The following is a 25,623-nucleotide window of genomic DNA, read 5'->3' on the forward strand; positions in this document are numbered from 1 at the left end:
CACGCACCTAGGGCTTGAACAACCCGTTGAGCTCGGCACCGGACGGGGTGGCCGGCAGCGCATCGAATGATCCACTGGCAAGCATCTGCCGGGAGGCGTCGAGAAAGCCGGACCACGCGCTGCGGGCCAGCGCACCGCCGACACTGACCCGGCGCACGCCCAGGCTGGCCGCCTGCTGCAGCGTCATCTGCCCGGGCGCACTGATCAGCAGGTTGACCGGCTTGCCAGCAGCGGCCTCCACCACGGCGCGGATCTGCTCTGCGGTCCGGATGCCTGGCGCGTACAGACAGTCGGCACCCGCCTGCGCATAGGCGCGGATGCGGGCCAATGTATCGTCCAGATCGGGGCGGCCGACGAAGAAGTTCTCCGCGCGCCCCACCAGCATCACGTCGTGCCCGCTCTCATCGATTGCACGGCGCGCGGCCTGGAGCCGGGCCACGCTGTCTTCGATGCTGCGCAGCGGATGGTCCGCATCGCCGCTGGAATCTTCGATCGACAGGCCAGCCACACCGGTAGCGATCGCCATCGACACGCTCTCGTGCACCGCCTCCGGGCTGCGGCCAAAACCATCTTCGAAGTCGGCGTTCACCGGTAGATCGGTCGCCGCCACCATCGTCTGCAGATGAGCGAGGATCTCGCTGCGACCCATCGCCCCATCAGGCTGACCATGGGCCCAGGCATGGCCGGAGCTGGTGGTGGCCAGTGCCTGGGCACCCAGCCGCGCCAGCGCCACCGCACTGCCCACGTCCCATGGATTGGGCAGCAGGAAGCAACCGGATGCATGAAGCGCCCTGAAGGCGGCACGGCGGTTTCGGATGGCGTCGGCACTCATCATGGACTCCTGGTGGATACGTTTTCCCCGGCTGCTGCCGGCGCAGCGGTCACCGGGCAGCGGGCTTCACGGCGGCGCGGCCCGGTTCCGCTGTCGTCTGCAACGGCAGCCCCTGCAACACTGCCTTGTCCAGCTTCGCTGCCACGCCAACACTGCGCCCAGCCAGGTTGGCCACCTGGTACTGCACCGCCACGCCCAGCACCTGGGTCGCCTCGGACAGCGTCAGCCCATAGGCCTGGCGCAGCCACTGCAGCATGCCCGAGGTGGCGATGCGCAGCGCATCATCGCTGGAGCCACCCTGGCCCAGAGTCATGATCTGCGTTGCCGATTCCACCCGTGGCGTTGCGATCGCATGCTGCTTCAGCAGCTCTACTTTCACCACCACATCCAGCGACGTCTCCAGCGCCCACTGGGTGGTTTCGCCATCGCCTTGGAGCGCGTGGCCATCCCCCAGGTACATCAAGGCACCAGGCTGCTGCACGGGCAGGAAGACCGTATTGCCTTCCACCACGGCGTTGAAGTCCATGTTGCCGCCGAAGTCACCGGTATCGCCGGTGGAGAACGGCGGGTAGCCGAAGCCGGGCGCCAGCGCCAGGCCGCCGAGCATCGGCTTCACCGGCACTTCGAAATGCCGCAGGCCACCACTTGCGCCCTGCGGACGCGCGACGCCCCTGCTGCGGTCCAGCTGCCAGCGCACCGGCTTGCCCAGCCCGGTGGCTTCGGCAGCCACCCGCAGCGTCTTCAAGCGCCCCACCAGGCCATCCAGGCTGTCGGCGTAGTCACGGTTGAGCTTCAACGAGGTGAGCGTGATCGCCAGCGTGTCGCCGGGTTCGGCGCCGACCACGAAGAACGGCCCCACCTGCGGATTGCCAAACAGGGCGCGGGTAACGCCCTTCTCGTCCACGCCGCCAGAGTCCAGCGTGCGGGTCTGTACCGAGTCGCCTGGCCAGATCACCAGCACCGGCGCGCGGTCGGCGCTGAAGGTATTGGAATAGTCGGTCGGCGTGAACACATGGCGCTGAGGTGCGGTCGAAACTCGCGCCGGTACTTTCCAGGCGCTGAAGGCGTGGACGGCACGCGCCTCGCGGTTGTTGGTGTCCGGCTGATCGCTCTGTCCCTGCATCCGCGCACCGTCAATGCGCCCGTCGAACTGGTAGCGCTGGCCCTGGCTGTCGGTGGCGGTGAACACCATCTGTCCCGCGCCCAGGGTGCCGGTGACCGGGTCGGCGTCCAGCCGGCCGGCGATACGCCCGCCCTGCACGTCCAGATGCAGGGTCTGGTAGTTGCTGTTGCCCCACAGGTCGGTGGCAACGATCCATTGTTCGGCAGCCAGCGCATTCAAAGGCAGCATTGCCAGCAGCAGTGCGGGCAATCGCAGGGAGGTAGGCAAGGCGGGCATCCATGAACGCCGACATGGCGGATAGGCGCAGTGTAGGAATGCCGTGGCAACCTCCGCAGTGTCGAACGTAATGCGGCCCGGCCGCAGTCTTTCGGCAGGGGGGATGGCCGGCACGCGCAATTTCCACTATCTATAGTGAACAACCATGCGGAGCACGGCTTTTTCAAACGATCGCTTTAAACACCACTAATTTCGCCGAACTGGACAGCATCCTCAGCTTCCGCCAGACTGCCGCCCTTTCCCGTCAATCGGATCCCATGGCGAAGCTGCTGGTCCTGCATGGCCCCAACCTCAACCTGCTCGGCAGCCGCGAGCCGGAGGTCTACGGCCACACCACGCTGGCCGACATCGACCAGGCGCTGGCCGCCCAGGCCGCTGCCGCGGGTCATGCGCTGGAGAGCCTGCAGTCCAACGCCGAGCACGTCCTTGTGGATCGTGTACAGGCCGCACGCACCGACGGAACCGCCTTCATCCTGATCAACCCGGCCGCCTTCACGCATACCTCGGTTGCCCTGCGCGATGCGCTGGCGGCGGTGGCGGTGCCGTTCATCGAGATCCACCTGTCCAACCCGCATACCCGCGAGCCCTTCCGCCAGCACAGCTATTTCAGCGACAAGGCGGTTGGCGTGGTGTGTGGCTTCGGTGCCGACAGCTACCGCTATGCGATGGACGCGGCATTGGCGCGCGTGCAGGCTGCCGCCGCATCATGAGCCTGTCGCGCGTCCTCGCCAGCGTTGTGCTGTGGGCCGGCCTGTGCGGCGCTGCCAGCGCGTTCGACCGCAAGGACGAGGGCATCGACTGCGCGCATCCGACCACCACGATGGAGAGCGACCTGTGCGCCTCGGACGTGGCAGCGGCCGCCGACGTCGAACTCAACACCGTCTACGCCCAGGCACGCAGGCAGCTGCGCACGCCGGCCAACGGCGGCGCTTGCAGCTACTGCGGCGACGCCGAGCAGCAGCTGGTGCTGGCCCAGCGCGCGTGGATGCAGCTGCGCGACCACGACTGCCAGGCGGTGTATGCCCTCAACTCCGACGGCACCGCCCGCAACGGCGCGCAGATGCGCTGCCTGATCACCCTCGCGCGCGACCGCACCCGGCAGCTGCGCGACTTCTACGAACTGCTTTGACCCGAGCGCAACGCGCTTCCCACCACACTGACATCAAAGAGCAAAGAGGCCACCATGGATCTCCGCAAAATCAAGAAGCTGATCGACCTGCTGGAAGAGTCGAACCTGGCTGAAATCGAAATCAAGGAAGGCGAAGAGTCGGTGCGCCTGTCGCGCGCTCCGGTGTCCGGCTACGGCATGATGCAGGCCCCGCCGCAGATGATGATGGCCGCTCCGGCCGCCGCCCAGCCGGCCACCCCGGCGATGCCGATGCAGTCGCCGACCGAAGCCTCCACCGGCGGCACCGCCAAGCCGGGCAACGCGCTGCCGGAAGGCCACGTGCTGCGCTCGCCGATGGTCGGCACCTTCTATGCCTCGTCCTCGCCGGACAAGCCGGCCTTCGTCAGCATCGGCCAGCAGGTCAAGGCCGGCGAGACCCTGGCCATCATCGAAGCGATGAAGATGTTCAACCCGATCGAAGCCGATGCGTCGGGCACCATCGTCGCCATCCTCGGCGAGAACGGCCAGCCGGTGGAATTCGACCAGCCGCTGTTCGTGATCGGCTAAGGGACGGCTGCCATGCTCGACAAAGTCGTCATCGCCAACCGAGGGGAAATCGCGCTGCGCATCCTGCGCGCGTGCAACACCCTGGGCATCCGCACGGTGGCCGTGCACTCCACGGTCGACCGCAACCTCAAGCACGTGGCCATGGCCGATGAATCGGTCTGCATCGGTCCGGCGTCGTCGGCGGAAAGCTACCTCAACATCCCGGCGTTGATCGCCGCGGCAGAGGTTACCGACGCCCAGGCCATCCACCCGGGGTATGGCTTCCTGTCCGAGAACGCCAACTTCGCCGAGCGCGTGGAAGAGTCCGGCTTCATCTTCATCGGCCCGAAAGCAGACACCATCCGCCTGATGGGCGACAAGGTCGAAGCGATCCGCGCCATGAAGTCGGCCGGCGTGCCGTGCGTGCCCGGCTCGGGCGGCCCGCTGGGCGAGGACATCGTCGCCAACACCAAGATCGCCCGTGAGATCGGCTACCCGGTCATCATCAAGGCGGCCGGCGGCGGCGGCGGCCGCGGCATGCGCGTGGTGCACGCCGAAGCCTCGCTGAAGACCTCCATCGAGACCACCAAGAGTGAGGCCAAGGCCGCGTTCGGCAATGGCGAGGTCTACATGGAGAAGTTCCTGGAGAACCCGCGCCACGTGGAGATCCAGGTGCTGGCCGACGGCCAGGGCAACGCCATCCACCTCGGCGAGCGCGACTGCTCGATGCAGCGTCGTCACCAGAAGGTGGTCGAGGAAGCACCGGCACCGGGCATCACCGCCGAGCAGCGCGAGCAGATCGGCAAGGTGTGCGTGGAAGCCTGCATCCGCATCGGCTACCGCGGCGCCGGTACCTTCGAGTTCCTGTACGAAGACGGTCGCTTCTACTTCATCGAAATGAACACCCGCATCCAGGTGGAACATCCGGTCACCGAGATGGTCACTGGTATCGACCTGGTCGCCGAACAGCTGAAGATCGCTGCCGGCCAGAAGCTGTCGATCAAGCAGAGCGATGTGGTGCTGACCGGCCATGCGATCGAGTGCCGCATCAATGCCGAAGACGCAGAAACCTTCGTACCGAGCCCGGGCACCATCACCGGCTTCCACGCACCGGGTGGTCCCGGCGTGCGCGTCGATACCCACATCTACAGTGGCTACCGCGTGCCGTCGAACTACGACTCGATGATCGGCAAGCTGATCGTGCACGGTCCGGACCGCGAGACCGCCATTGCCCGCATGCGGGTGGCGCTGAGCGAGATGGTGGTCGATGGCATCAAGACCAACATCGCCCTGCAGCAGCGGATCATGCGTGACAAGGGCTTCCAGGCCGGTGGCCAGAACATCCACTACCTGGAAAAGCGCCTTGCCGAGCGCAAGAGCAAGCCGATCGCGTTGACCTGATCGGAAGCTGCTGTCGCTGCACATGAAAAGGGCGGGGATTTCCCCGCCCTTTTCTGTTTTGTTTTCGGTAGAGCCGAGCCCACGCTCGGCTTGCTGGAGAGCAGCCGAGCATGGCTCGGCTCTACAAAAGCAGATCAGCTCAGCGCTTGTCGGCGACTTCCGCGGGAATCTGCGAGTTCGCCAGAGGACGCACGCCGTTCGGCGAGGTCGGATCGACGATCACCATGGTCTCGCTGGACCCATCCGGCCACACCACCTGGAAGGTGCTGCCGGCCGGCAACGACGAGAACGGCACGCCACTCTGCGCGCGGTAAACGGCGGCAACCTGGCTGGCACCGGCACGACGCACGTCTTCCTGTGCCTTCACCGAGGTCAATTCCACCTTCGACAGACGCCGGTAGCGGTCCTCGTAGGTGTCGATCATCAGCAGGCCCACGGCACCGGCCGAGTACGCCACGAACAACACCACCCAGAACCAGAACTTGGCCCCATGCAGGAATCGACGGTAGTTCATCGCCCGTCCCTCGTTCCAATCAATCGCTTGATCCATTCCTTCATTTTCCCCGCACCTTGCCGCGAAACCGCGGCGTCATACACAAATTCACGGAAGTCCTGCGTTCCATCCGGCGAACAGATCCCTCCATTCGCACAAAAACTGTTGACCAGCACGCTGTCGGCTCCACAGGGAAGACCGAGTTCGCAGGCCGCAACCCGCCATGCCAGTTCACTGAGCTGTTCGCCGGCCACCATGCCGGTCAACGCCTTGTCGCCAGCCGCGCGCAACCCCATGCCCGGCGCGATCGCCATGTACGCCTCCGGATCGCGCGAGGTACGTACGCGTTCAACCAGATCGCGGCGATACTGCTCGCTGTCGTGCAGCGGCTCACCTTCGGCAAACAGCGCCGCTTCGGCCGCCAGGTTGCCCTGCTGGGCCGCACGACGACGTTCGCCGAGCACCAGTGCCGGCCCCAGCTTGTCGCCGGGCACGAAGCCCCCGCAGCGCTGCGCCACCCGTTCGCGCGCCTCCACCATCTCCGGTGCAGCACTCAGGCCGAGGCCGGCCAGCACGTTGTTGTCCAGGCGATAGCCACCTGGATCGACCGCGTACTGCGCACAATAGTCGTAGACCCGGCTGAGCATCCAGCGCGCCTCGTGGTTGCCCTGGTCGGCCTGCACACGCAGGCGCTGCGCGTAGGCGTACAGATCGGTGGCTCCTTCGATGTCGGCACGGATATCCAGCGGCAGGCCCGAAGGCAGCGCGGTACCACGTTCGAACGCAGCGAGGCGGCGTTCCAGGGCTTCCGGCATTACCGGTGCCAGCGCTCCCTGCGCATCGCTGCCCTGGGCTGCCAGCGGCACATCGACGCGCGTGTTCGTGTCCAGGTTGTGGCCCGTGGCCCGATAGCCGGCCACGCCCAGCACGGCCACGGCCGGCAGGACGAGCAACCAGGTTTTCAGGGTCGGGGCGAAGGCCATCGGCAACGGGCGGTTGTACGGCGCACAGGAAAGCGCCGAGTTTAGCAAGGCCCGTGAGGCCTGTCTGAATCGGCTTCGTTCATCTCAAGGCATACGGAGACGGCCTGATGGTCTAGCATGGCCCCCTTTCCCGCGATTGCCCTCACCGCCATGCCGTTCCTGGAACTGACCCTGCGTTGCACCGAAGCCACCCAGCCCCGCTATGAGAATGCGCTGGAGGATGTGGGCGCGCTGGCGGTGACCCTGCTTGATGCCGAAGCCGACACCAGCAACGAGCAGGCCATCCTCGAACCCGGCGTGGGCGAGACCCCGCTGTGGGACACCCTGGTGCTCAGCGCGCTGTTCCCGGCCGACAGCAACGCCTTGCTGCTGCTGGCCGCGCTGGAAGCCTTCGACCCGGAGCTGGACTGGAGCAACGGCAGCTTCCGCGCCGTGGAAGACGAAGACTGGGAGCGCGCGTGGCTGGACCAGTTCCAGCCGATGGACTTCGGCAGCCGTACCTGGATCGTGCCGTGGAACCACGAGCTACCGGAAGCCGCGCAGGCCACCGACGCTGCCATCGTGCGCCTCGACCCGGGCCTGGCCTTCGGCTCGGGCACCCACCCGACCACCGCGCTGTGCTTGCGCTGGCTGGACCAGTTGGCCGTTGATGGCCAACTGCAGGGCCAGCGCGTGCTCGACTTCGGCTGTGGCTCGGGCATCCTCGCCCTGGCCGCATTGAAGCTCGGTGCTGCCCAGGCCATCGGCGTGGACAACGACCCGCAGGCGTTGATCGCCACCGCCGACAATGCCGAACGCAACGGCGAACAGGCACGCATGCAGGTGTACCTGCCGCAGGACGAACCGGTCGCTACCTACCCGATCGTGGTCGCCAACATCCTGGCCTCCGCATTGGATGCACTGGCCGAACTGCTGGCCGCCCGCGTCGCCAGCGGCGGTCGCATCGCCCTGTCGGGGATCCTGCATGGTCAGGAAGACGAACTGCTGCAGCGCTATGCAACGTGGTTCGACGACCTCCAGGCCACCCAGGATGGCGACTGGATGCGCATCACCGGCGTGCGTCGCGCCTGATCGTGGTTGAATGACCGCTGGATCCGAGCCCGCGCCCTGAGCATGTCCGAGCCGCACCCACCGCGCCGTCCCCTGGCCACGTTCCTGCGCACCGCGCAGGAGCGAGCTGCCACGCCTGAAGCCAGCGAACCGCGCGAACCGGTACCTACCGATGCAGCGCCGGTGATCGAGGGCATCGACCCGGCAACGGACATCGTGGCGGCAACCGAAACAGAACCGGTGGCCGCCGCTGATCCAATCATCGAGCCGGACTTCACCGCCAAACCCAGCATCGTTGCCACCGCCGCCGATGCGCCCAGCTTCCTCGGCGTACGCCCGCGGGCGCTGCCCACCCCACGCTGGCATTGGCTGCTGGTGGCCACGCTGGCGCTGCTGCTGCTGCTGCAGAGCGTGCTTGCCGACCGTGCACGATTGGCCGCCGATGCCGGCACCCGGCCGTGGATCGGCGCGCTGTGCAACGTGCTGCGCTGCGAGCTGCCCGCTTGGCGCGAGCCCACTGCATTGACCATGACCAGCCGTGAAATCCGCCCGTTGCCGGCCCAGCCAGGCGTGCTGCAGATCCAGGCCAGCATCCGCAACGACGCGCGCTGGCCGCAGGCATGGCCGGACCTGCGCCTGTCGCTGTCCGATGCCGATGGTCGTGTGATCGGCACCGGCGTGTTCGTACCAGCGCAGTACCTTGGCGAAAACCCGGGTGCGGCCCCGCTGGAGCCGGGTCAAAGCGCACGCATCGCCTTCCGCGTGCAGGAGCCTGCCGCATCCACGGTCGCATTCACCTTCGAGTTCCTTTGACCTGGGCCGGACCGTCCGGCCGTGGCAGGTCGGCCACGCTCGCGCTAGACTGACCGCCATCACCTCATCCGGTCCGGCGCCTCGCGTGCATGGACCAACCAGATCGGGAACCCCCTTGAACGCTGTCCTTTCTCGTCCTGACAACAGTCGTGGCGCTGCCCGGCCACCGCTGCGCGAACATGTGGCCCAGTCCGTGCGCCGTTACCTGCGCGACCTCGATGGCTGCGATGCGGACGATGTCTACGAGATCGTGCTGCGCGAGATGGAGATTCCACTGTTCGTGGAAGTGCTCAACCACTGCGAAGGCAACCAGAGCCGCGCAGCGGCGATGCTGGGCATCCACCGCGCCACCCTGCGCAAGAAGCTGAAGGAATACGGCATCAGCGCGTAAGCGCGTGCCCGGTAGATCCACGCCATGCGTGGATGGCCTGCCGGCGGAATCACCCGCCGCCACCCGCCTTCCAGTAGTAACGCACCACGTGGAAGAACACCGGCGCGGCGAAGCACACTGAATCCAGCCGATCGAGCATGCCGCCATGGCCCTCGATCATGTTGCCCCAGTCCTTGATGCCGCGATCGCGCTTGATCGCCGACATCACAAGGCCGCCCCAGAACCCCATCAGGTTGATCAGCAGCGACAGGCCGAACGCCTGCAGCGGCGTGAACGGGGTGATCCACCAGAGCGCGGCGCCCAACGCGCTGGCACAGAGCACGCCGCCCACGAAGCCTTCCACCGTCTTCGACGGCGACAGCTTCGGCGCGATCAGGTGCTTGCCCAGCAGCTTGCCCCAGATGTACTGCAACACGTCCGACGACTGCACCACGATCACCAGGAAGGCGAACAGCAGCACGTTGCGCGCCGGATCGTAGCCCGGCACGCGCAGGTTCAGCAGCAGCGGCACGTGCGAGATGCAGAACACGCAGATCATCAAGCCCCACTGCACCTTCGACGTGCGCTCCAGGTAGTGGGTGGTATCACCACCGATGGTGGCCAGGATCGGCAGGAACAGGAACGCGTACACCGGGATCAACAGCGTGTACATGCCATACCAGTCGATCCACACCAGGTAGTACTGCCACGGCAGCACGATGTAGAACGCCGCAAGCAACGCGTAGTAATCGCCCGATCGTGTCGGCGCCAGGGTGATGAATTCGCGCAGTGCGAACAGCGAGATGATGGCGAACAGCACGATCACTCCGGCGCGCCCGAAGAACAGCGCCAGCCCCACCACGATGGCCATCACCCACCACGCTCGGATGCGCGAGACCAGGTTGGCGATCACCGCGCTGGGCTGTCCACGCTGGCGCCAGCGCAGGGTTTCGGACACCAGCGTGGCCAGCACCAGCACGGCACCTACGCCCGCGAACAGCAGGCCGGTCTGCTGGCCCACGCTGCGTGCGGCAAGATCACCGGAAACGTCGATCATGAAGCTCATGCACGGCCTCCGTTCGGGGCAAGGGCCAGCAGCGCCTGGCGGCTGCGTGCCAGGAACGCGGCCTTGTCCTCATCGGCCTGCAGCCGCAGCGGCGTACCGAAGGTTGCCGTGCACAGCAGCGGCAGCGGCAGGAAACGCCCTTTCGGCATCACACGCTTGAGGTTGTCGATCCACACCGGCACGAACTCCAGCTCCGGGCGTTGCCGGGCCAGGTGGTAGATACCGCTCTTGAACGGCAGCAGCGGCTCATCACCGATGTTGCGCGTGCCTTCCGGAAACAGGATCAACGAACAGCCCTCATCCACCGCATCACGCAGCACCTGCAGCGGATCCTGATGGCGGTTGCCCGCCTCACGCTCCACCAGCACGCCATTGAACACCGCGTCGATCAGATAGCGACGCAGACCATCGCGCTGCCAGTACTCGGCGGCGGCGACCGGCCGCACCTGGCGCCGTAGTGCTGGCGGCATCGACGACCAGATCAGTACGAAATCACCATGACTGGCATGGTTGCCGTAGTAGACGCGGTGCTCGCTGGATGGCGCGCAGCCGACCCACAGCGCGCGTGCGCCGGTCACTACATGGATGGCCGCGCTGCAGGCGCGGGCGATCAGTTCAGCGAACATCGGCACCTCCGGTCAGGTCTGCGGCCACAGCACGGCCAGCAGCAGGGCAGCGAACTGCAGCAGCGTGGCGGCGTACTGGCGCATCAGCAGGCGACGCATGCCAGTCCAGCGCGCATCCCAACCACGCGTCGGCACCTGTGCGTCCAGCCTGCGCAGGCCAGCGGTGTGCAGTGCCTGGTCCACCCGCTGTGCCGCGTCTTCCCCCTGCAGCCCCTCCTGCTGCAGCAGGCGCAGCAGGCTGGCATCCAACTGCACGCGCACCGCGTAGTACGCCTGCAGAACGCCTGCAACCAGGCTCAGCAGCAGCAGGCCAGCGGCGAACATCGCCAGCCCAGGCTCGATGCCCAACAACAACAGGGCTACCAGCAGCAGGCCCAGTGACAACGCGGCAGGCAATCGCCCCTGTCGCAGCAGCAGGTGCATCATCGGCAGATCGGGCACGGCGCTCATGCAATGGTCTCCTGCGCGGCAGCGGCCGCGATCACCTGTAGATGAACGTCGTGCAGCACGATCGACGGCCGCGCGCCACGCACGATCGACAAGGCGTCGGCCACATCGCGCGCACGGCCGGTGCGCAGCAGCCAGGTCGCCACGCTGGCCGCGCTGCGCGAATACCCCAGCGCACAGCAGACCAGGACGGGGCCATGGCCGCGCAGGCGTTCAATGGCATCTGCCGCTGCACGCAGCTGCGCGGCCGACGGCACCACCAGGTCCAGCATCGGCACGCTGGCGTACGCTGCTCCCGGCGCGCGGCAGGACAACTCGGCACAGGTGTCGACCACGCCCACCAGCGGTGCCGGCAGTGCGGTGCCTGGCAGGCGCCCCAGCCAGACCGCGTCAGCCACGTGCACCGGCTGCGGCGCACGGCGCGTCCACAGCCGCGAATTGATCCATGCGGCAGCCAGGTACGGTGCCAGCAGCCAGCGCGCCGCCATCGTCAACCGGCCATCGGCGCGCTTCTGGAACACCGCCGTGCCCAGCCCGGCGTAGGCCAGCGACACCAGCAGCAACGACACCATGGGCCACAGCAGCCACAATGCGGTGCCGCGCAGCATCACCACCGGCACCAGCAGCAGGCCGGCACCCAACACATACAACGCGGCCAGCCGCCAACGCTTCGGGTCACCGGCGGCCTGCCAGGCACGCAAAGGCGGCGTGCCCTGCTCCGGCCACAGCCACACGCACAACCAGCCGGCCAGCAGCCCGGTGGGAATGTCGATGAAGTGATGCTGGAACGTGGTCAGCACCGAAATGCCGATCAGCAGCGCCCACACATGCAGCACCAGCCGCCAGACCCCGTGCAGGTACTGCGCGAACTTCACCCACAGCACGATCAGCAGCACGATGTGCAGCGACGGCGCCTGGTTGAATGGCTTGTCGAAGCCCAGCAGCACGTCGAACAACCAGCCGAACACACCGCCGATTTCCGGCCGTTCGAAGCTGAAGCGCAACGGCCACAACAGGAAGCATGCCACCGCGATCACCTGCGCGCTGAGCAGGCGCAGCGCGTGCCGGTCCAGCTCCAGCCGGCGCCGGCACAGGAAGAACGAGATCGCATAGAACAGGTCGATCGACCAGTACGGCACGATCGTCCACGGCACGAACGGAATCCGCGCCTCCCAGGCAAATGCCATCACCGGCAGCTGGGCATGGCGGCCGGCCATCCAGTTGGCGAAGCCATAGCTGGCGAAGAAGAACGGACCGAGCAGGGCCAGCCACAGCAGGGCGCGCCGCCAGGGGCGCGCCTCGCTGGATGATGCGGTTGCCGCCAGCGTCGCCATCACGCGATCCGTCGTGCCAGCGATACGGTGAAGATGCCGAAGTCATCGATGCGCTGGGCCACCTTCTGGAAGCCGGCCAGGCGTACCAGTTCGTCCATCTCGTGCTGGGTACGGCGGCGCATCACCCACGCCGCACCACCACGATGGCTGGTCAACGCACGCGCGATGAACTCCAGCTGCGGATGCCACGGCTGCCCGGTGTAGGCCAGGTAACCGCCCACCGGCACCGTCGCGGCGATGCCCTGCAGCGAACGCAGCACCGCATCGTTGTCCGGGAACAGTTCGTACAGGCCGGACACCACCGCCAGCGTCGGCGCCGGTTCCACCGCTGCCAGCTGCGCCGGATCGAACGCATCGCCCTGTTCGAAGCGGGCGATGTCGGCCGCGCCGAGGCGCTCGATCAAGGCTTTGCCCTGCGTTACGTTCAGATCGCTGAAATCGCGCAGCACGATGCGGTCGGCACGCTGTTCGCCCTGGCCGAGTGCTTCCAGCACGTAACGGCCATGGCCGGCCGCCACGTCCAGCACGCGCACCGGCGCGCCCTGCCCGCGCAGTCGCTGGGCGGCATCGCGCAGCAGTTCCTGCAGGTGCTTGCCGCGCACGCGGATGCCGCGCCAACCGATCGCATCCAGATAGTTGCGGTCGACCATCCGGCCCAGCGGGCCCTTGCCCCGCGCCTCATCACGGTAGATGTAGTCCAGCGTGCTGCCCGAGTCGAAGCCGGTCTGCAGGCCCAGCGCGATGCCCTCCGACAGCGTGCCGCCGAAACGCAGGCCACCGCGCACCACGCGCCAACGCAGGTCGGCCAGGCTGTTGCGCTCCGGTGGCCAGGACAGGATCTCCGATTCCTCGAAGGTCGGGCCATGCCGATGCGCATCGCGCCGCGACAGTTCCTGCAGCGGTTCGGCAAAGCGCGCCTGGATGAAGCTGCGGATACGCGCCAGCGCCGGCGCACGGTCGCGCTCGCCGAGGGTGTCGTGGAAGAAGCCCGGCAGGTGCACACGCTCCTTGATCGGGCTGGACAGGCGTTCGTAGAAACGGTCCTGCGGGCCGCGATGCACCACGAAGTCCGAGCCCGATACCAGCAACTGCACCGGCACGCTGATCGCCTGCGCGTCGGCCACGATGCGGTCGGCGGCTTCGTACAGGCCCAGCAGCACGCGCACCGAGATCGGCCGGGTGATCAGCGGATCGGTGCGGTAGCTTTCCACCCGTGCCGGGTCGTGGGTCAGCCACTGCGGCTTGACGTAGCTGTTGACGAAGAAGTTGCCGCGCAGCTTCTGCATCAGCGCCAGCCCAGCGCGTGCGAAAGGCACGTACAGCTTCACCTTGAAGGCGGGCGAGGCCATCACCAGCGCGCGCAACCGCGGCGCATAGTCATGCACCCAGGTGGCGGCAACCACCGCGCCCACGCTTTGTGCGATGACCACGATGTCCTCCACCGCGATGCCATGCTCGGCACCGATGTGGGCGATGAAACTGTCCAGGTCGCGTACCAGCGCCGGGAAGCCCGGTGCATCGCCGCGCGTGCCGGGTGAACGGCCGTTGCCGCGCGCATCCCATGCAAAGAAAGCTGTGTCGGGCAGGTCCAGTTCGTCGACCAGATGGGTGACCCGGCCTGAGTGTTCATGGCCGCGATGCAACAGCACGATGGCCTTGGCCGACGTGGTTGCCGTGGTGCTCGGCCAGTACCGGTAGAACAGCGGTACCTGGTCGAAGCTGTGGAATTCCCGTTCCTGCGCCTGACGCATGCAATCTCCGTATTGATTGGGCGTGTAGTCTTGTTGTGTTTACCGCTGCGGTGTCGCCGCGGCTTCCTTCAATCCCTGGCGTACGCGACGGGCCATCGTCAGCACACACAGCAGTGCGGCCAGTGCGGCGACCGCGCTGACCACGGTCGCGCCTGCCCAGCCAAACGCCAGCAGCAGGCCCAGCACGCCGATCACGAACGCGCGGTCGCTCTTGCCCATCGGGCCGTCATAGCGGCGGCTGGCGCCGACCATCAGGCCCAGCACGCCGGCGTACTCGCTCAGCGCGGCGGCCCAGGCCAGCAGCCACAGTGCCTCCGCACGCACGCCCGGTACGCTGAGCAGGCTCAGGTACAAGGCCGCGTCGGCGATCACATCGCACAACTCGTTCAGATAGGCGCCCAGCCGCGATTGCTGGCCGAACTCGCGGGCCAGCATGCCGTCGACGGCGTTGAGGGCCATGCGCAGCAGCATCCACAGCGGCAGGGCCAGATACAGCAGCGGCTGGGTGGGAGCGCAGCACCACACCGCAGCGGCCACCAGCAGCGAGACCACGGCCGCGACCACGGTCACCGTGTTGGCGGTGATCCCCATGCGGTACAGGCCGTGTACGGCCGGACGCAGCAGGTCCTGGAAACGTCCTTTCAATGCATAGATCGACACGATCTGAACCCGCTAATCCTTGGCAGTGCGGGCACAGCCTACCTGATTGCGACAGCACCACGTATCGAATTGCCTCCAATGCCGGTCCATGCAGACGCTACCGAGCGCACCCGCGACGGGGTCTGCACCGGCCAATTTCCCCCACCAGCACCCGCCACCGGCCCCCACCGCCTACAATATCGGCCCCGCTCCGCTGCCGATTGCCCTGTCCCCATGACTGCTGATCTGTTGCCCGTCCGCCGGGCCCTCCTCTCCGTTTCCGACAAGACCGGCCTGGTCGAGCTGGCCACCGCGCTGGCTGCACGCGGCGTGGAGCTGCTGTCCACCGGCGGTACCGCCAAGGCGATCCGCGATGCGGGCCTGGCCGTGAAGGACGTCGCCGAGGTCACCGGCTTCCCGGAAATGATGGATGGCCGGGTCAAGACCCTGCATCCGATGGTGCATGGCGGCCTGCTGGGCCGCTCCGGCCTGGACGACGCGGTGATGGCCGAGCACGGCATCGGTGCCATCGACCTGCTGGTGCTGAACCTGTACCCGTTCGAATCGGTCACCGCCAAGGCCGACTGCACCCTGGCCGATGCGGTGGAGAACATCGACATCGGCGGCCCGGCGATGCTGCGCTCGGCGGCCAAGAACTTCGCCCGCGTGGCGGTGGCCACCGACCCGTCGCAGTACGCCGAACTGCTGGCCTCGCTGGATGCCAACGACGGCCAGCTGTCGGCCGGCACCCGTTTCGCTTTCTCGGTAGCCGCGTTCAACCGCGTCGCCCAGTACGACGCGGCGATCAGCAACTACCTGTCGGCGGTCACCGCCACCGACGCCGCCGTGCCGGTGCGCGCCGAATACCCAGCACAGATGAATTCCACCTTCGTGAAGGTGATGGACCTGCGCTACGGTGAGAACCCGCACCAGAGCGGCGCGTTCTACCGCGACCTGCATCCGGTGCCGGGCACGCTGGCCACCTTCCAGCAGCTGCAGGGCAAGGAACTGAGCTACAACAACCTGGCCGATGCCGATGCAGCCTGGGAATGCGTGCGCCAGTTCGACGCGCCGGCCTGTGTCATCGTCAAGCATGCCAACCCGTGCGGCGTGGCCATTGGCGCCGGCAACGGCGATGCCTACGAGCTGGCCTACGCCACCGACCCGACCAGCGCCTTCGGCGGCATCATCGCCTTCAACAAGCCGCTCGATGCAGCCACCGCGCAGGTGATCCTGGACCGCCAGTTCGTTGAAGTCCTGATTGCGCCGGACTACGAACCGGCCGCGCTGGAATACGCGCAGAAGAAGGCCAACGTGCGCGTGCTGCGCATCCCGCACGGCGACGGCCTGAACAACTTCGACAACAAGCGCGTGGGCTCGGGCCTGCTGCTGCAGTCGTCGGACAACCGCGGCATGACCCGCGACGAACTGAAGGTGGTCAGCAAGCTGGCACCGACCGACAAGCAGTTCACCGACCTGCTGTTCGCCTGGAAGGTCGCCAAGTTCGTGAAGTCCAACGCAATCGTTTACGCCAAGGACAACCGCACCATCGGCGTGGGTGCCGGCCAGATGAGCCGCGTCTACTCGGCGCGCATCGCCGGCATCAAGGCCGCCGATGCGAACCTGGTGGTCGAAGGGTCGGTGATGGCCTCCGATGCGTTCTTCCCGTTCCGCGACGGCATCGACGCCGCTGCCGCCGCCGGCATCAAGGCGGTGATCCAGCCGGGCGGTTCGATGCGCGATGCTGAAGTCATCGCTGCCGCCGACGAACATGGCCTGGCCATGGTGTTCACCGGCGTCCGCCACTTCCGCCACTGATTACTGGAGCGACACGGATGTCTGCAGTCTCTTTGAAACCGCTTGCCGTGCTCGCCTTCGCTGGCACGGCCCTGCTGGCCGGCTGCAAGCCGGCTGCCGAACCCGCATCTGCCCCGCAGGCAGATGCGGCAAAGCCCGCCGCCAGCGAACCGGCGGCGCATGTCAGTCGCACCGCGCGTCTGCAGGCGTTCCTGACCGGGCGTTACGGCAAGGACGCCAAGCTTTCCGGCCAATGGCGCGGCAGCTGGACCCAGGACGATGAAACGCGCGCGATCGACTGGCAGGTCTGCGCCGAGCAACCGGTGGTGACCGGTGACAGCTGGCAACAACTACTGGCGGTGTGCGGTGCGCTGGTCGATGGTGCGCATATCGACCCGGGAACGATCGAGTTCTTCGTGCTGCAGCCCAAGGGCGATGGCTTCGGGATAACCAGCGAGCTGACCGGCGAGCGCTTCGGCAGTGGTGGCCAGCCCGGCACCGCCAGCATCATCCGCGCCGGCAGCGATTTCTACGGCTTCCGAGTCGAGGATGGCTGGTTCGGCCAGGGCTTCTCGCTGCTCTCGCAGACCCTGGTCCTGCCGGGCCCGAAAGGCCTGACCAGCACCGGCAACGTGCGCAGCCACATCGACAACGACGCCCAGTACGAATGCGAGAACGTCGACGCGGCCGCCGACCCCGATACCGCCGAAGACTGCCGCACCCGCCGCTTCAGCATCGATTTCGCACTGCGTTTCGACGACAGCGACCGCAGTGCGCGCATCTGGCCACTGCTGATCGAGGAAACCGGCAACACCTGCGGCGGCAAGCGGGTGCGCCAGGAGCACCGCTTCACCCTGGACGCGAAGTCCTGGACCTACTCCTTCCCCGAATCACTGCGACGCGAAGGCTGCGAGTGAACCACGCGCGCCGCCGGGGCTATCGACCTTCCCTTCCCACGCAATCTGGAATCTCGTGATGAACGTACTTGTCATCGGCTCTGGCGGCCGCGAACACGCCCTGGCATGGAAGCTGGCCCAGTCCTCCCGTGTCACCGAAGTGATCGTCGCGCCCGGCAATGCCGGCACCGCCAACGAAGACAAGTGCCGCAACGTCGCGGTGAAGGTCACCGACATCGATGGCCTGCTCGCCCTGGCCCAGGCCGAAGGCGTGGCGCTGACCGTGGTCGGCCCGGAAGTGCCGCTGGTGGCCGGCGTGGTCGACCGCTTCCGCGCTGCCGGCCTGCGCATCTTCGGGCCGACGGCGGCAGCCGCGCAGCTGGAAGGCAGCAAGGCCTACGCCAAGGATTTCCTGGCACGCCACAACATCCCCACCGCGTTCTATTCGGTGCACACCGAGGTGGACGCGGCACTGGCCTACCTGCGCGAGAAGGGCGCGCCGATCGTGGTCAAAGCCGACGGCCTGGCCGCCGGCAAGGGTGTGATCGTGGCAATGACCCTCGCCGAAGCCGAAGACGCGGTGCGCGACATGCTCTCGGGCAACGCCTTCGGCGATGCCGGTGCACGCGTGGTGATCGAGGAATTCCTCGACGGCGAGGAAGCCAGCTTCATTTCGATGGTCGATGGCGTGCATGCACTGCCGATGGCCACCTCGCAGGATCACAAGCGCGTCGGCGACGGCGACACCGGTCCGAACACCGGCGGCATGGGTGCGTACTCGCCGGCCCCGGTGGTGACACCTGAAGTGCATGCCCGGGTGATGCGCGAGGTGGTGAACCCGACCGTGCAGGGCATGATCGCCGATGGCATACCGTTCACTGGTTTCCTCTACGCGGGCCTGATGATCGACGCCAGCGGCGCGCCGAAGGTGATCGAGTTCAACGTGCGTTTCGGCGACCCGGAAACCCAGCCGGTGATGCTGCGCCTGCAGTCGGACCTGGTGGAGCTGGTGGAAGCGGCGATCGATGGCCGCCTGGACCAGGTGGAAGCGCAATGGGATCCGCGCCCGTCGCTCGGCGTGGTGCTGGCAGCCAAGCCTTACCCGGAAACGCCGATCACCGGCGAGGTGATCTCCGGCCTGGATGAAGTGCCGGCAATGGCCAAGGTGTTCCATGCAGGAACGACGCTGGATGCGCAGGGCCAGGTGCTCAGCGCCGGTGGCCGCGTGCTGTGCGTGGCGGCGTTGGGCGACAGCGTGCGCGACGCGCAGGCGAACGCGTATGCGGGTGTGGCGAAGGTGACCTGGGCCAACGAGTTCCACCGCAGTGACATCGGCTGGCGGGCGATCGCACGCGAAAACTAAGACCGCGCTGATCCACGCATGGCGTGGATCTACTGGATCGCGAAGTAGATCCACGCCATGCGTGGATTGAATACCTCGGAAAAAGCAAAGGCCCGGCAATGCCGGGCCTTTCCATTACTCAAACGCTTCATCGCCTCAAGCGGTGAACAGCGCCTTCATCTTCTTCAGCGCGTTCGCTTCGACCTGGCGGATACGCTCGGCCGATACGCCGTACTCGTCCGCCAGTTCCTGCAGCGTCACCTTGCTGTCCGCATCCAGCCAACGGCGGCGGATGATGTCGCGCGAACGCGCATCCAGTTCCGCCAGGCCTTCGCGCAGCAGCTGCATCTGGTTGTCTTCGCTGTCCTCGCGCTCGTAGGCCATCGACGGATCTTCGTCATTGGCCACCAGATACGCAGCCGGCGACGGCGGCGCGTGGTCGTTGTCTTCATCGGTCGGCGCATCGAAACCGATATCGCGGCCGGACAGGCGCGATTCCATTTCAAGCACCTCGCGCTCGGACACGTTCAGGTCCTTGGCCACCGCGGTGACTTCGGCGGCGTTCATCCAGCCCAGGCGCTTCTTCGATTTGCGCAGGTTGAAGAACAGCTTGCGCTGCGCCTTGGTCGTGGCGACCTTCACGATGCGCCAGTTCTTCAGGATGAACTCGTGCATCTCGGCACGGATCCAATGCACGGCGAAGGACACCAGGCGCACGCCCATGTCGGGGTCGAAGCGCTTGACCGCCTTCATGAGGCCGATGTTGCCTTCCTGGATCAGGTCGCCCAGCGCGAGGCCGTAGCCGTTGTAACCGCGGGCCACGTGCACCACGAAGCGCAGGTGCGAATGCACCAGCTCACGGGCAGCGTCCAGATCGTTGCCGTCGCGGAAGCGACGGGCCAGGTCCTGTTCGTTATCGACCGACAGCACCGGGATCTGGTGCACGGCACCGATATAGGCGTCCAGCGAACCGAGCGCACTGGGAATCGGCAGATTGTTTGCCACAAGGGCAGTAGAGGTGTTCTGGCTCATAGGCACCCATCTTAGCAGTCTGGGATTTGGACTGCTAAAGGAGGAAAAAGTTCCAGCATTCCACTGATGAAACACTGGTCCCAAACAGAGCCCTACCGTAACGCGATTTGATGACAGTGGCGAGCGCGCTTTTCGGGATACACAATCCCTTGGAATTCAACCCACTAGCCCGCAAACCACGGCCATTCCGGGTCAAAGGGAGCTGAACAGGTGGCGGTTTCGCCCATTCAACACCGGGCAGCGTTGCCCGCCGTTCAGCCCGTTGCCGCCAGCGTCGCCCGCGGCGGCAGCGACCAGTCGATCGGGGTCTGTCCGCGGCGCTGCAGGTATTCGTTGGCCATCGAGAAATGACGGCAACCGAGGAACCCACGGTGGGCCGACAGCGGCGAGGGATGCGGCGATTTCAGCACGCGGTGGCGACCGCCATCGATCACCTTGCCCTTCTGCTGCGCGTAGGCGCCCCAGAGCATGAACACCAGGCCCTCGCGCTCACGGTTGAGCACGTCCACCACGTGATCGGTGAAGCCTTCCCATCCGCGCCCTTGGTGGGCACCGGCCTTGCCCTCTTCCACCGTCAGCACCGCGTTGAGCAGCAGCACGCCGCGCTGTGCCCAGGGAATCAGGCAGCCATGGTCCGGACGGCCAATACCGAGGTCACCCTCGATTTCCTTGTAGATGTTCAACAACGACGGCGGCACCGGCACGCCCGGCTGCACCGAGAAACTCAGGCCATGGGCCTGTCCACGGCCGTGGTACGGGTCCTGGCCGAGGATGACCACTTTCACCTGATCGAACGGCGTCGCATCAAAGGCGGCGAAGATCTGCGGTCCAGGCGGGAACACCGCCGCACCGCTGGCCTTGCGCTGCCGCAGGAAGCTGGACAGCTCGCGCATCTGCGGCTGCAGCAGGTAATCGCCCACACGCTGCTTCCAGCTCGGTTCCAGCTGGATCGCCGGGGTGTCCACTACTTCATCGATCATCGCAACAGGGGTCCATCATTCAGTCGGGCCAGCCGCAGCTGGAACAGCACCTTGGTGATCAGCAGGCGCTCTTCGATCGGCTTCAGCACCAGGTCGTTGGCGCCAGCCTGCAGCAGGCCGGTCTGGTTGTGCGGATTGCCATCGCCGGTCATCACCAGCACCGGCAGGCGGCGCTTGCCGTAGCCGAAGTCCACGCGCACGCGCTGCACCACGTCGCGGCCGCTCAGCTCTCCCTTCAGGGTCACATCGGTCAGCACCAGGTCGATGCGATGGCGGCTGCGCCCCAGCGATTCGGCGGTCAGCAGGGTGAACGCTTCTTCGGCGCTGACCACATGCATCACGTTGAGCTGCTGGCGCTCGAGCATGCGCTTGGTGGCCTCGGCCACCACCCGGCTGTCCTCGATGTAGAGGATGGTCGCGCCGGGAATGGTCTGCGGCTGCACGTAGCCGCGCACGAACGTCGCAAGGGCCTCGTGGCCCAGCGATTTGTCGAAATAGTCGGTGACGTACTCGGTGAAGCGGCGCTGCTCCAGGTGCTGCTGAGCGTCGCCGGAGACCACGATCACCGGCACATAGGCCTGCCCTGCCGCTTCGCGCACCATCCGCGCCAGCGCCAGGCCGTCGCCATCGCGCAGGGTCAACGAGGTGGTGACCAGATCGACCGGGCCCTGCGCCAGCGCATGCTGTGCGTCTTCGATGCTGTCGCAGCCGATCACCTCCACGCCCGGCAGATCGCGCTGCAGGACGTCGGCAATCAGCTTGCGTACCAGCTTGGAACCGTCAACCACCATCACCCGCGTCGCGGGCCCTTCAAGGTGCTTCAGCGCTTGCGGTTGCATGCCGGTCTCAGGTGTCTGTCGGGCGGGTCTGGCGGAGGAAGTGACCGGTCACCAGCCATGCACCCAGCCAGCCCAGCAACAGGGTGCCGAGCAGCACCAGGCTGCCATGCAGCAGGTCCAGGCCATGCAGTACGAACGGGCTGCCGTAGCTGCGCGACAGCTCGGCCAACGGCGCGCGCAGGGCGGCACCGGCAATGCCGATCAGGCCCAACGCGACCGCACCGGCGCCCAGGCCATACCAGGCACCCAGGTACAGGAACGGGCGGCGGATGAAACCATCGCTGGCGCCGAGAAGCTGCAGCACGCCGATTTCCTCGCGGCGGGCCTGGATGTCCAGGCGCACGGTGTTGCCGACCACCAGCGCGGCACCGGCGCCGAGCAGCACCGACAGCACCTGCACCAGCCGCGCACCAAACGCGAGCCAGGCATCCAGGCGCTGGCGCCACAACGCGTCGTGCTGGACCAGGTCTGCCCCGGGCAGGCTCTCCAGCGCGCGCGCCAGCCGCGCATCGTCCTGGCCCTGGCCGGGGGTGACCACCAGCAGCGAGGGCAACGGGTTGTCGTTGAGTGCGTCGATGGCTTCGCCGAGGCCGGCCTGGCGCAGCTCCTCCAGGCCCTGATCCGGCGTGCGTACGGTGACACTGGCCACGTCCGGGCGATCGCGTAGTTCACCGGCCAGGCGCAGCGCACCGGGGCCGTCGACGTCCGCCTTCAGGAAGACATTGATGTCGCGCGACTGCTGCACGCTCCCGGCAAACTGCTTGAGGTTGTCCAGCGCGATCGACAGGCCCAGCGGCAGCGCCAGGGCCAGCGCCATGACCATCACGGTCAGCAGCGTCGCCCACGGTTTGCGGCAGGCGCGGCCGAGGCTGAACACCACGCTGTGCACGTGATGCTGGAACCACACGCCCAGGCGCGACGGCGCAGCGGCTTCGGTGTTTTCGTTCTTGGCCATGGTTACTCCGCCAGATCCTGCGGCGAGATGTCGTCCACCAGCCGGCCGTGGTCGAGGATCAGCACGCGCTTGCGCATGTGGCGCAGCAGCGGCAGGTCGTGGCTGACCACCAGCACGCTGGTGCCGCGCGCAGGCAGCTCGGCGAACAGGGACATGATCTCGGCCGCCAGGGTTGGATCGAGGTTGCCGGTCGGCTCGTCGGCCACCAGCAGCTTGGGCTCGCCGACGATCGCCCGGGCGATGCCGACGCGCTGCTGCTCACCGGCCGACAGCTGCGAGGGCAGCGCCTTCTCGCGGTGGCCAAGGCCCATGCGCTCGAGCACCGAACGCACGCGCTTGTTGATGTCGCCACGGCGGGTACCGCGCAGGATCAGCGGCAGGGCCACGTTCTCGGCGATGGAGCGGTCCATCAGCAGGCGGTGGTCCTGGTAGACCGCGCCGACCGCGCGTCGATGCCGCGGCACATCGCCGCCGCGCACCTTCAGCAGGTTGCGCTCGTCGAACATCACCGCGCCGCGGCTGGGCCGCTCGTCGAGGTGGATCAACTTGAGCAGGGTGCTCTTGCCCGCCCCGGAGTGACCGGTGACGAACAGCATTTCGCCCGGCGCGACCTCGAAGCTGACATCGGTCAGGGCTTCGTGGCCACCGGCGTACTGTTTGCTGACATTGTCGAAGCGCAGGACACTCATGCCCCGATTATGCAGGACCGGCGCGACGGCGTGGAGATGCCGGGGCGATGGTGGGTGCCGACCGTTGGCCGGCACGCCCCGAAAGCCACCCGACCAACGGTCGGGTGCTACCGCACCGATCAGCTGCCGGAGAGCATCCGGCGGATCTTGCGGCCGATACGGGTCAGGAACGAGTCGCCGGCATCGGCGCTGGTACGCACCGGCTTGGCCACCACCTGCACCGGAGTGACCGGGCTGGCACCGTTGCCGGCGTTGCTTGCCACACCTTCGGCGCCCTCGACCGGACGGCCGTGGCGACGACGACGACGCTTGCGCGGCTTGCGCTCGCCATCCACCGCACCTTCCGGCGCAGCTTCAGCGCGCGGCGGACGCGGGGCCTGCACGGCAGCAGCTTCAGCCGTCACCGCACCTTCGACTGCGGCGGCGGCTACCTGCTCGCCTTCCACACGCGGCTTGCGCGGGCCACGCGGACGGCGTTCGCCGCTGCGCTCGCCATCACGGCCACCACGGCCGGCGCCAGCACTGCTGCCGGAACGACCGCCACTACGGCCGCCGCCACGACGCTCTTCCTCGGCGGCACGCGCTTCGCGTGCTTCGCGGAAGATCTGGCCGACGCTTTCGTTCTCGTCGCCTTCCTCACCCGGTGCCGGTGCGGCACGCTCGGGGCGCGGCAGCGACGTCAGGATCTCGCTGGTGACCGCTTCGACCGGGATCTTCTGTTCAATGTAGGCCTCGATGTCCGGCAAGCCCATCGCATAGCGCTCGCAGGCGAAGCTGATGGCATCGCCTTCCTCGCCCAGGCGGGCGGTACGGCCGATGCGGTGCACATAGTCTTCGGCATCGAACGGCAGGTCGTAGTTGTAGACGTACTTGATGCCGTCGATGTGCAGTCCGCGGGCGGCGACATCGGTGGCCACCAGGATTTCCAGCTGGCCCTTCTGGAAGCGGTTGAGCAGGCTCTCGCGCTTCTTCTGCGGCACGTCGCCGGACAGCACGCCGACGCGGTAGCCGGAACGCTCCAGCGAACGGGCCACGCGCTCGACGAACACCTTGGTGTTGACGAAGACCATGGTGCGCGCGCCTTCGCTGCGCGACAGCAGGCCCAGCAGCAACGGAATCTTCTCTTCGTCGGCCGGGAAGTAGATGCGCTGGCGCACGCGCGCGGCGGTGATGGTCTCGGCTTCGACCACCAGCTTCTGCGGCTCGTTCATGTGCTCATAGGCCAGCTCGAGCACGCGGTGGCTCAAGGTGGCGCTGAACAGCAGGGTCTGCCGGGTGGAGCGCTCGGGCATGCGGCGCAGCAGGAAGCGGATGTCCTTGATGAAGCCCAGGTCGAACATGCGGTCGGCTTCGTCCAGCACGCAGATTTCGCAGGCGTGCAGCGACACCACCTTGTGCTGCTTGACATAGTCGATCAGGCGGCCCGGGGTGGCGATGATGACGTCCACGCCCTGCTGCAGGATCTCGCGCTGCTTGTCGTAATCAACGCCGCCGTAGACCAGCGCGAAACGCAGACCCAGGTCCGAACCGAACTTGACCGCATCCTTGTGGATCTGGATGGCCAGTTCGCGGGTGGGGGCCAGGATCAGCGCGCGCGGGTCTTCCGGCTTGCGATCGGCCAGTGCCGGGCGGGTCAGCAGGCGGTTCACGACAGCGACCAGGAAGGCCAGCGTCTTGCCGGTGCCCGTCTGGGCCTGGCCGGCGACGTCGCCACCGGGCAGCGCGACCGGCAGGGTCAGCGCCTGGATGGGCGTGCAACGGGTGAATCCGGCTCCTTCAAGACCGGCCTGCAGGGCCGGATGCAGATCAAAGGAGGAAAAGGTCAAATCGGTCAGCGGTTTGTCGCTCATGTGTCCGTCTTGGTATGGCCACGCACCTGCGGGCGGCGGCACTGAAATCTGTCTGGGGCTCCGTCGCAAACTGCGGCCCCTGCGGCGGGTCGGGCTGGCCGGGACCCCTCGGGTCCGCGCGCCGCACAATGCCCCAGTTTACCGCACTCGGGCCAGCAAACCGGGATTGAGCGTCTCAGCACTTACGGAGACGCATCTCTTCACCCCGCAGTACCGCGCTTGAACAGCAGCGCATGCACCCATGGCCTACCGCGCCAGCACCCCCATTTCTGGCATGGACAGTGAAATCGGACACATACCGGGCTCAGCCCCGATCACGATACGCTGGGTTCCAACCAGCATCTGTCCCCGCCCTGCGATAGGGGTACACTGCCGGCCGTGAGCG

The 25,623-nt window shown here is 66.9% G+C and carries 26 protein-coding genes; 10 read left to right on the forward strand and 16 right to left on the reverse strand.

What is annotated here, in order from left to right; all coding sequences use genetic code 11:
• Positions 1 to 7: 7 nt before the first annotated feature.
• Positions 8 to 835: an isocitrate lyase/PEP mutase family protein gene (locus tag AC07UW_RS09720; protein WP_495211949.1), complete on the reverse strand. Its 828-nt coding sequence runs from the start codon at positions 833 to 835 to the stop codon at positions 8 to 10.
• A 46-nt stretch (positions 836 to 881) separates the two neighbouring features.
• On the reverse strand, positions 882 to 2,222 hold the full coding sequence (locus AC07UW_RS09725) for an acetamidase/formamidase family protein (RefSeq protein ID WP_495211950.1): 1,341 nt from the start codon (positions 2,220 to 2,222) through the stop codon (positions 882 to 884).
• A 266-nt stretch (positions 2,223 to 2,488) separates the two neighbouring features.
• Here AC07UW_RS09725 and aroQ point away from each other — a divergent pair, with 266 nt between their 5' ends.
• From aroQ to accC, 4 genes are read left to right on the forward strand one after another with little or no spacing between them, the layout of a single operon-like run.
• Positions 2,489 to 2,941, forward strand: a complete 453-nt coding sequence (aroQ, locus tag AC07UW_RS09730) for a type II 3-dehydroquinate dehydratase (protein ID WP_025878630.1) — start codon at positions 2,489 to 2,491, stop codon at positions 2,939 to 2,941.
• Positions 2,938 to 3,360, forward strand: coding sequence for a lysozyme inhibitor LprI family protein (locus AC07UW_RS09735; RefSeq protein ID WP_495211951.1), 423 nt, complete (start codon positions 2,938 to 2,940; stop codon positions 3,358 to 3,360). Before aroQ ends, AC07UW_RS09735 begins: the two co-directional genes overlap by 4 nt.
• A gap of 54 nt (positions 3,361 to 3,414) precedes the next feature.
• Positions 3,415 to 3,906, forward strand: coding sequence for an acetyl-CoA carboxylase biotin carboxyl carrier protein (gene accB / locus AC07UW_RS09740; RefSeq protein ID WP_495211952.1), 492 nt, complete (start codon positions 3,415 to 3,417; stop codon positions 3,904 to 3,906).
• Positions 3,907 to 3,918: 12 nt separating this feature from the next.
• Positions 3,919 to 5,286, forward strand: a complete 1,368-nt coding sequence (gene accC, locus AC07UW_RS09745; RefSeq protein WP_312785797.1) for an acetyl-CoA carboxylase biotin carboxylase subunit — start codon at positions 3,919 to 3,921, stop codon at positions 5,284 to 5,286.
• A 139-nt stretch (positions 5,287 to 5,425) separates the two neighbouring features.
• On the opposite strand, the gene AC07UW_RS09750 is transcribed toward accC, so the two are convergent.
• Both AC07UW_RS09750 and AC07UW_RS09755 read right to left on the reverse strand, forming a co-directional pair.
• Complete coding sequence (locus AC07UW_RS09750; RefSeq protein ID WP_230109901.1) at positions 5,426 to 5,800, reverse strand: hypothetical protein; 375 nt, start codon at positions 5,798 to 5,800, stop codon at positions 5,426 to 5,428.
• Positions 5,797 to 6,762 carry a hypothetical protein gene (locus AC07UW_RS09755; protein ID WP_223496859.1) on the reverse strand — a complete coding sequence of 322 codons (966 nt, stop codon included), beginning with the start codon at positions 6,760 to 6,762 and terminating at the stop codon, positions 5,797 to 5,799. The genes AC07UW_RS09750 and AC07UW_RS09755 overlap by 4 nt, the downstream gene beginning before the upstream one ends.
• A gap of 150 nt (positions 6,763 to 6,912) precedes the next feature.
• Between AC07UW_RS09755 and prmA the strand changes: the two genes are divergently transcribed.
• The 3 genes from prmA (at position 6,913) to fis (ending at position 9,016) form a co-directional block, all read left to right on the forward strand.
• On the forward strand, positions 6,913 to 7,833 hold the full coding sequence (gene prmA / locus AC07UW_RS09760; RefSeq protein ID WP_223497318.1) for a 50S ribosomal protein L11 methyltransferase: 921 nt from the start codon (positions 6,913 to 6,915) through the stop codon (positions 7,831 to 7,833).
• Positions 7,834 to 7,875: 42 nt separating this feature from the next.
• On the forward strand, positions 7,876 to 8,625 hold the full coding sequence (locus AC07UW_RS09765; RefSeq protein WP_495211953.1) for a DUF3426 domain-containing protein: 750 nt from the start codon (positions 7,876 to 7,878) through the stop codon (positions 8,623 to 8,625).
• 115 nt (positions 8,626 to 8,740) lie between these two features.
• Complete coding sequence (gene fis, locus AC07UW_RS09770; protein WP_006397198.1) at positions 8,741 to 9,016, forward strand: DNA-binding transcriptional regulator Fis; 276 nt, start codon at positions 8,741 to 8,743, stop codon at positions 9,014 to 9,016.
• Positions 9,017 to 9,065: 49 nt separating this feature from the next.
• Here fis and AC07UW_RS09775 read toward each other — a convergent pair whose 3' ends face one another.
• The 6 genes from AC07UW_RS09775 to AC07UW_RS09800 are packed head-to-tail and all read right to left on the reverse strand — an operon-like array spanning position 9,066 to position 14,879.
• Positions 9,066 to 10,061: a phosphatidate cytidylyltransferase gene (locus tag AC07UW_RS09775; protein ID WP_025878622.1), complete on the reverse strand. Its 996-nt coding sequence runs from the start codon at positions 10,059 to 10,061 to the stop codon at positions 9,066 to 9,068.
• The gene (locus AC07UW_RS09780; protein WP_025878621.1) at positions 10,058 to 10,687 is read right to left on the reverse strand and encodes a lysophospholipid acyltransferase family protein; all 630 of its coding nucleotides are present in this window, start codon (positions 10,685 to 10,687) and stop codon (positions 10,058 to 10,060) included. Before AC07UW_RS09780 ends, AC07UW_RS09775 begins: the two co-directional genes overlap by 4 nt.
• 12 nt (positions 10,688 to 10,699) lie before the next feature.
• A complete protein-coding gene (locus tag AC07UW_RS09785) occupies positions 10,700 to 11,137 on the reverse strand; it encodes a hypothetical protein (protein WP_223496863.1) in 438 nt (145 codons plus the stop codon).
• Positions 11,134 to 12,468 carry a phosphatase PAP2/dual specificity phosphatase family protein gene (locus AC07UW_RS09790; protein ID WP_495211954.1) on the reverse strand — a complete coding sequence of 445 codons (1,335 nt, stop codon included), beginning with the start codon at positions 12,466 to 12,468 and terminating at the stop codon, positions 11,134 to 11,136. Before AC07UW_RS09790 ends, AC07UW_RS09785 begins: the two co-directional genes overlap by 4 nt.
• Positions 12,468 to 14,219, reverse strand: coding sequence for a bifunctional alpha/beta hydrolase/class I SAM-dependent methyltransferase (locus AC07UW_RS09795; protein WP_495211955.1), 1,752 nt, complete (start codon positions 14,217 to 14,219; stop codon positions 12,468 to 12,470). The genes AC07UW_RS09790 and AC07UW_RS09795 overlap by 1 nt, the downstream gene beginning before the upstream one ends.
• A gap of 39 nt (positions 14,220 to 14,258) precedes the next feature.
• On the reverse strand, positions 14,259 to 14,879 hold the full coding sequence (locus AC07UW_RS09800) for a CDP-alcohol phosphatidyltransferase family protein (RefSeq protein ID WP_336032588.1): 621 nt from the start codon (positions 14,877 to 14,879) through the stop codon (positions 14,259 to 14,261).
• 213 nt (positions 14,880 to 15,092) lie between these two features.
• On the opposite strand from AC07UW_RS09800, the gene purH reads away from it, so the two are divergent.
• From purH to purD, 3 genes are read left to right on the forward strand one after another with little or no spacing between them, the layout of a single operon-like run.
• Complete coding sequence (gene purH / locus AC07UW_RS09805; protein WP_495211956.1) at positions 15,093 to 16,676, forward strand: bifunctional phosphoribosylaminoimidazolecarboxamide formyltransferase/IMP cyclohydrolase; 1,584 nt, start codon at positions 15,093 to 15,095, stop codon at positions 16,674 to 16,676.
• A 17-nt stretch (positions 16,677 to 16,693) separates the two neighbouring features.
• Complete coding sequence (locus AC07UW_RS09810; RefSeq protein ID WP_313249948.1) at positions 16,694 to 17,572, forward strand: hypothetical protein; 879 nt, start codon at positions 16,694 to 16,696, stop codon at positions 17,570 to 17,572.
• A gap of 58 nt (positions 17,573 to 17,630) precedes the next feature.
• Complete coding sequence (gene purD, locus AC07UW_RS09815; RefSeq protein ID WP_313249949.1) at positions 17,631 to 18,914, forward strand: phosphoribosylamine--glycine ligase; 1,284 nt, start codon at positions 17,631 to 17,633, stop codon at positions 18,912 to 18,914.
• Positions 18,915 to 19,049: 135 nt separating this feature from the next.
• Here the strand turns inward: purD and rpoH are convergent, their stop codons facing one another.
• From rpoH to rhlB, 6 genes are all read right to left on the reverse strand, one after another.
• The gene (rpoH, locus tag AC07UW_RS09820) at positions 19,050 to 19,925 is read right to left on the reverse strand and encodes an RNA polymerase sigma factor RpoH (RefSeq protein ID WP_100462199.1); all 876 of its coding nucleotides are present in this window, start codon (positions 19,923 to 19,925) and stop codon (positions 19,050 to 19,052) included.
• A 254-nt stretch (positions 19,926 to 20,179) separates the two neighbouring features.
• On the reverse strand, positions 20,180 to 20,905 hold the full coding sequence (ung, locus tag AC07UW_RS09825) for a uracil-DNA glycosylase (protein WP_336032597.1): 726 nt from the start codon (positions 20,903 to 20,905) through the stop codon (positions 20,180 to 20,182).
• A complete protein-coding gene (locus tag AC07UW_RS09830; protein WP_025878611.1) occupies positions 20,902 to 21,744 on the reverse strand; it encodes a response regulator in 843 nt (280 codons plus the stop codon). The genes ung and AC07UW_RS09830 overlap by 4 nt, the downstream gene beginning before the upstream one ends.
• A gap of 7 nt (positions 21,745 to 21,751) precedes the next feature.
• Positions 21,752 to 22,699, reverse strand: coding sequence for a permease-like cell division protein FtsX (ftsX, locus tag AC07UW_RS09835; RefSeq protein WP_223496878.1), 948 nt, complete (start codon positions 22,697 to 22,699; stop codon positions 21,752 to 21,754).
• A gap of 2 nt (positions 22,700 to 22,701) precedes the next feature.
• Complete coding sequence (gene ftsE / locus AC07UW_RS09840; RefSeq protein WP_025878609.1) at positions 22,702 to 23,388, reverse strand: cell division ATP-binding protein FtsE; 687 nt, start codon at positions 23,386 to 23,388, stop codon at positions 22,702 to 22,704.
• A gap of 119 nt (positions 23,389 to 23,507) precedes the next feature.
• Positions 23,508 to 25,238 (reverse strand): ATP-dependent RNA helicase RhlB, encoded by a 1,731-nt coding sequence (gene rhlB, locus AC07UW_RS09845; RefSeq protein ID WP_313249954.1) that lies wholly within the window; start codon positions 25,236 to 25,238, stop codon positions 23,508 to 23,510.
• Positions 25,239 to 25,623: the final 385 nt, after the last annotated feature.

Source organism: Stenotrophomonas sp. GW821-FHT02D01, assembly GCF_059421765.1.

What these genes read in the sequence shown, in the direction of transcription:
- AC07UW_RS09720 (WP_495211949.1), bottom strand. Translation starts at nt 835, where the DNA reads ATGATGAGTGCCGACGCCATCCGAAACCGCCGTGCCGCCTTCAGGGCG.
- aroQ (WP_025878630.1), top strand. Translation starts at nt 2,489, where the DNA reads ATGGCGAAGCTGCTGGTCCTGCATGGCCCCAACCTCAACCTGCTCGGC.
- AC07UW_RS09735 (WP_495211951.1), top strand. Translation starts at nt 2,938, where the DNA reads ATGAGCCTGTCGCGCGTCCTCGCCAGCGTTGTGCTGTGGGCCGGCCTG.
- accB (WP_495211952.1), top strand. Translation starts at nt 3,415, where the DNA reads ATGGATCTCCGCAAAATCAAGAAGCTGATCGACCTGCTGGAAGAGTCG.
- accC (WP_312785797.1), top strand. Translation starts at nt 3,919, where the DNA reads ATGCTCGACAAAGTCGTCATCGCCAACCGAGGGGAAATCGCGCTGCGC.
- AC07UW_RS09750 (WP_230109901.1), bottom strand. Translation starts at nt 5,800, where the DNA reads ATGAACTACCGTCGATTCCTGCATGGGGCCAAGTTCTGGTTCTGGGTG.
- AC07UW_RS09755 (WP_223496859.1), bottom strand. Translation starts at nt 6,762, where the DNA reads ATGGCCTTCGCCCCGACCCTGAAAACCTGGTTGCTCGTCCTGCCGGCC.
- prmA (WP_223497318.1), top strand. Translation starts at nt 6,913, where the DNA reads ATGCCGTTCCTGGAACTGACCCTGCGTTGCACCGAAGCCACCCAGCCC.
- AC07UW_RS09765 (WP_495211953.1), top strand. Translation starts at nt 7,876, where the DNA reads ATGTCCGAGCCGCACCCACCGCGCCGTCCCCTGGCCACGTTCCTGCGC.
- AC07UW_RS09775 (WP_025878622.1), bottom strand. Translation starts at nt 10,061, where the DNA reads ATGAGCTTCATGATCGACGTTTCCGGTGATCTTGCCGCACGCAGCGTG.
- AC07UW_RS09780 (WP_025878621.1), bottom strand. Translation starts at nt 10,687, where the DNA reads ATGTTCGCTGAACTGATCGCCCGCGCCTGCAGCGCGGCCATCCATGTA.
- AC07UW_RS09785 (WP_223496863.1), bottom strand. Translation starts at nt 11,137, where the DNA reads ATGAGCGCCGTGCCCGATCTGCCGATGATGCACCTGCTGCTGCGACAG.
- AC07UW_RS09790 (WP_495211954.1), bottom strand. Translation starts at nt 12,468, where the DNA reads ATGGCGACGCTGGCGGCAACCGCATCATCCAGCGAGGCGCGCCCCTGG.
- AC07UW_RS09795 (WP_495211955.1), bottom strand. Translation starts at nt 14,219, where the DNA reads ATGCGTCAGGCGCAGGAACGGGAATTCCACAGCTTCGACCAGGTACCG.
- purH (WP_495211956.1), top strand. Translation starts at nt 15,093, where the DNA reads ATGACTGCTGATCTGTTGCCCGTCCGCCGGGCCCTCCTCTCCGTTTCC.
- AC07UW_RS09810 (WP_313249948.1), top strand. Translation starts at nt 16,694, where the DNA reads ATGTCTGCAGTCTCTTTGAAACCGCTTGCCGTGCTCGCCTTCGCTGGC.
- purD (WP_313249949.1), top strand. Translation starts at nt 17,631, where the DNA reads ATGAACGTACTTGTCATCGGCTCTGGCGGCCGCGAACACGCCCTGGCA.
- rpoH (WP_100462199.1), bottom strand. Translation starts at nt 19,925, where the DNA reads ATGAGCCAGAACACCTCTACTGCCCTTGTGGCAAACAATCTGCCGATT.
- ung (WP_336032597.1), bottom strand. Translation starts at nt 20,905, where the DNA reads ATGATCGATGAAGTAGTGGACACCCCGGCGATCCAGCTGGAACCGAGC.
- AC07UW_RS09830 (WP_025878611.1), bottom strand. Translation starts at nt 21,744, where the DNA reads ATGCAACCGCAAGCGCTGAAGCACCTTGAAGGGCCCGCGACGCGGGTG.
- ftsX (WP_223496878.1), bottom strand. Translation starts at nt 22,699, where the DNA reads ATGGCCAAGAACGAAAACACCGAAGCCGCTGCGCCGTCGCGCCTGGGC.
- ftsE (WP_025878609.1), bottom strand. Translation starts at nt 23,388, where the DNA reads ATGAGTGTCCTGCGCTTCGACAATGTCAGCAAACAGTACGCCGGTGGC.
- rhlB (WP_313249954.1), bottom strand. Translation starts at nt 25,238, where the DNA reads ATGAGCGACAAACCGCTGACCGATTTGACCTTTTCCTCCTTTGATCTG.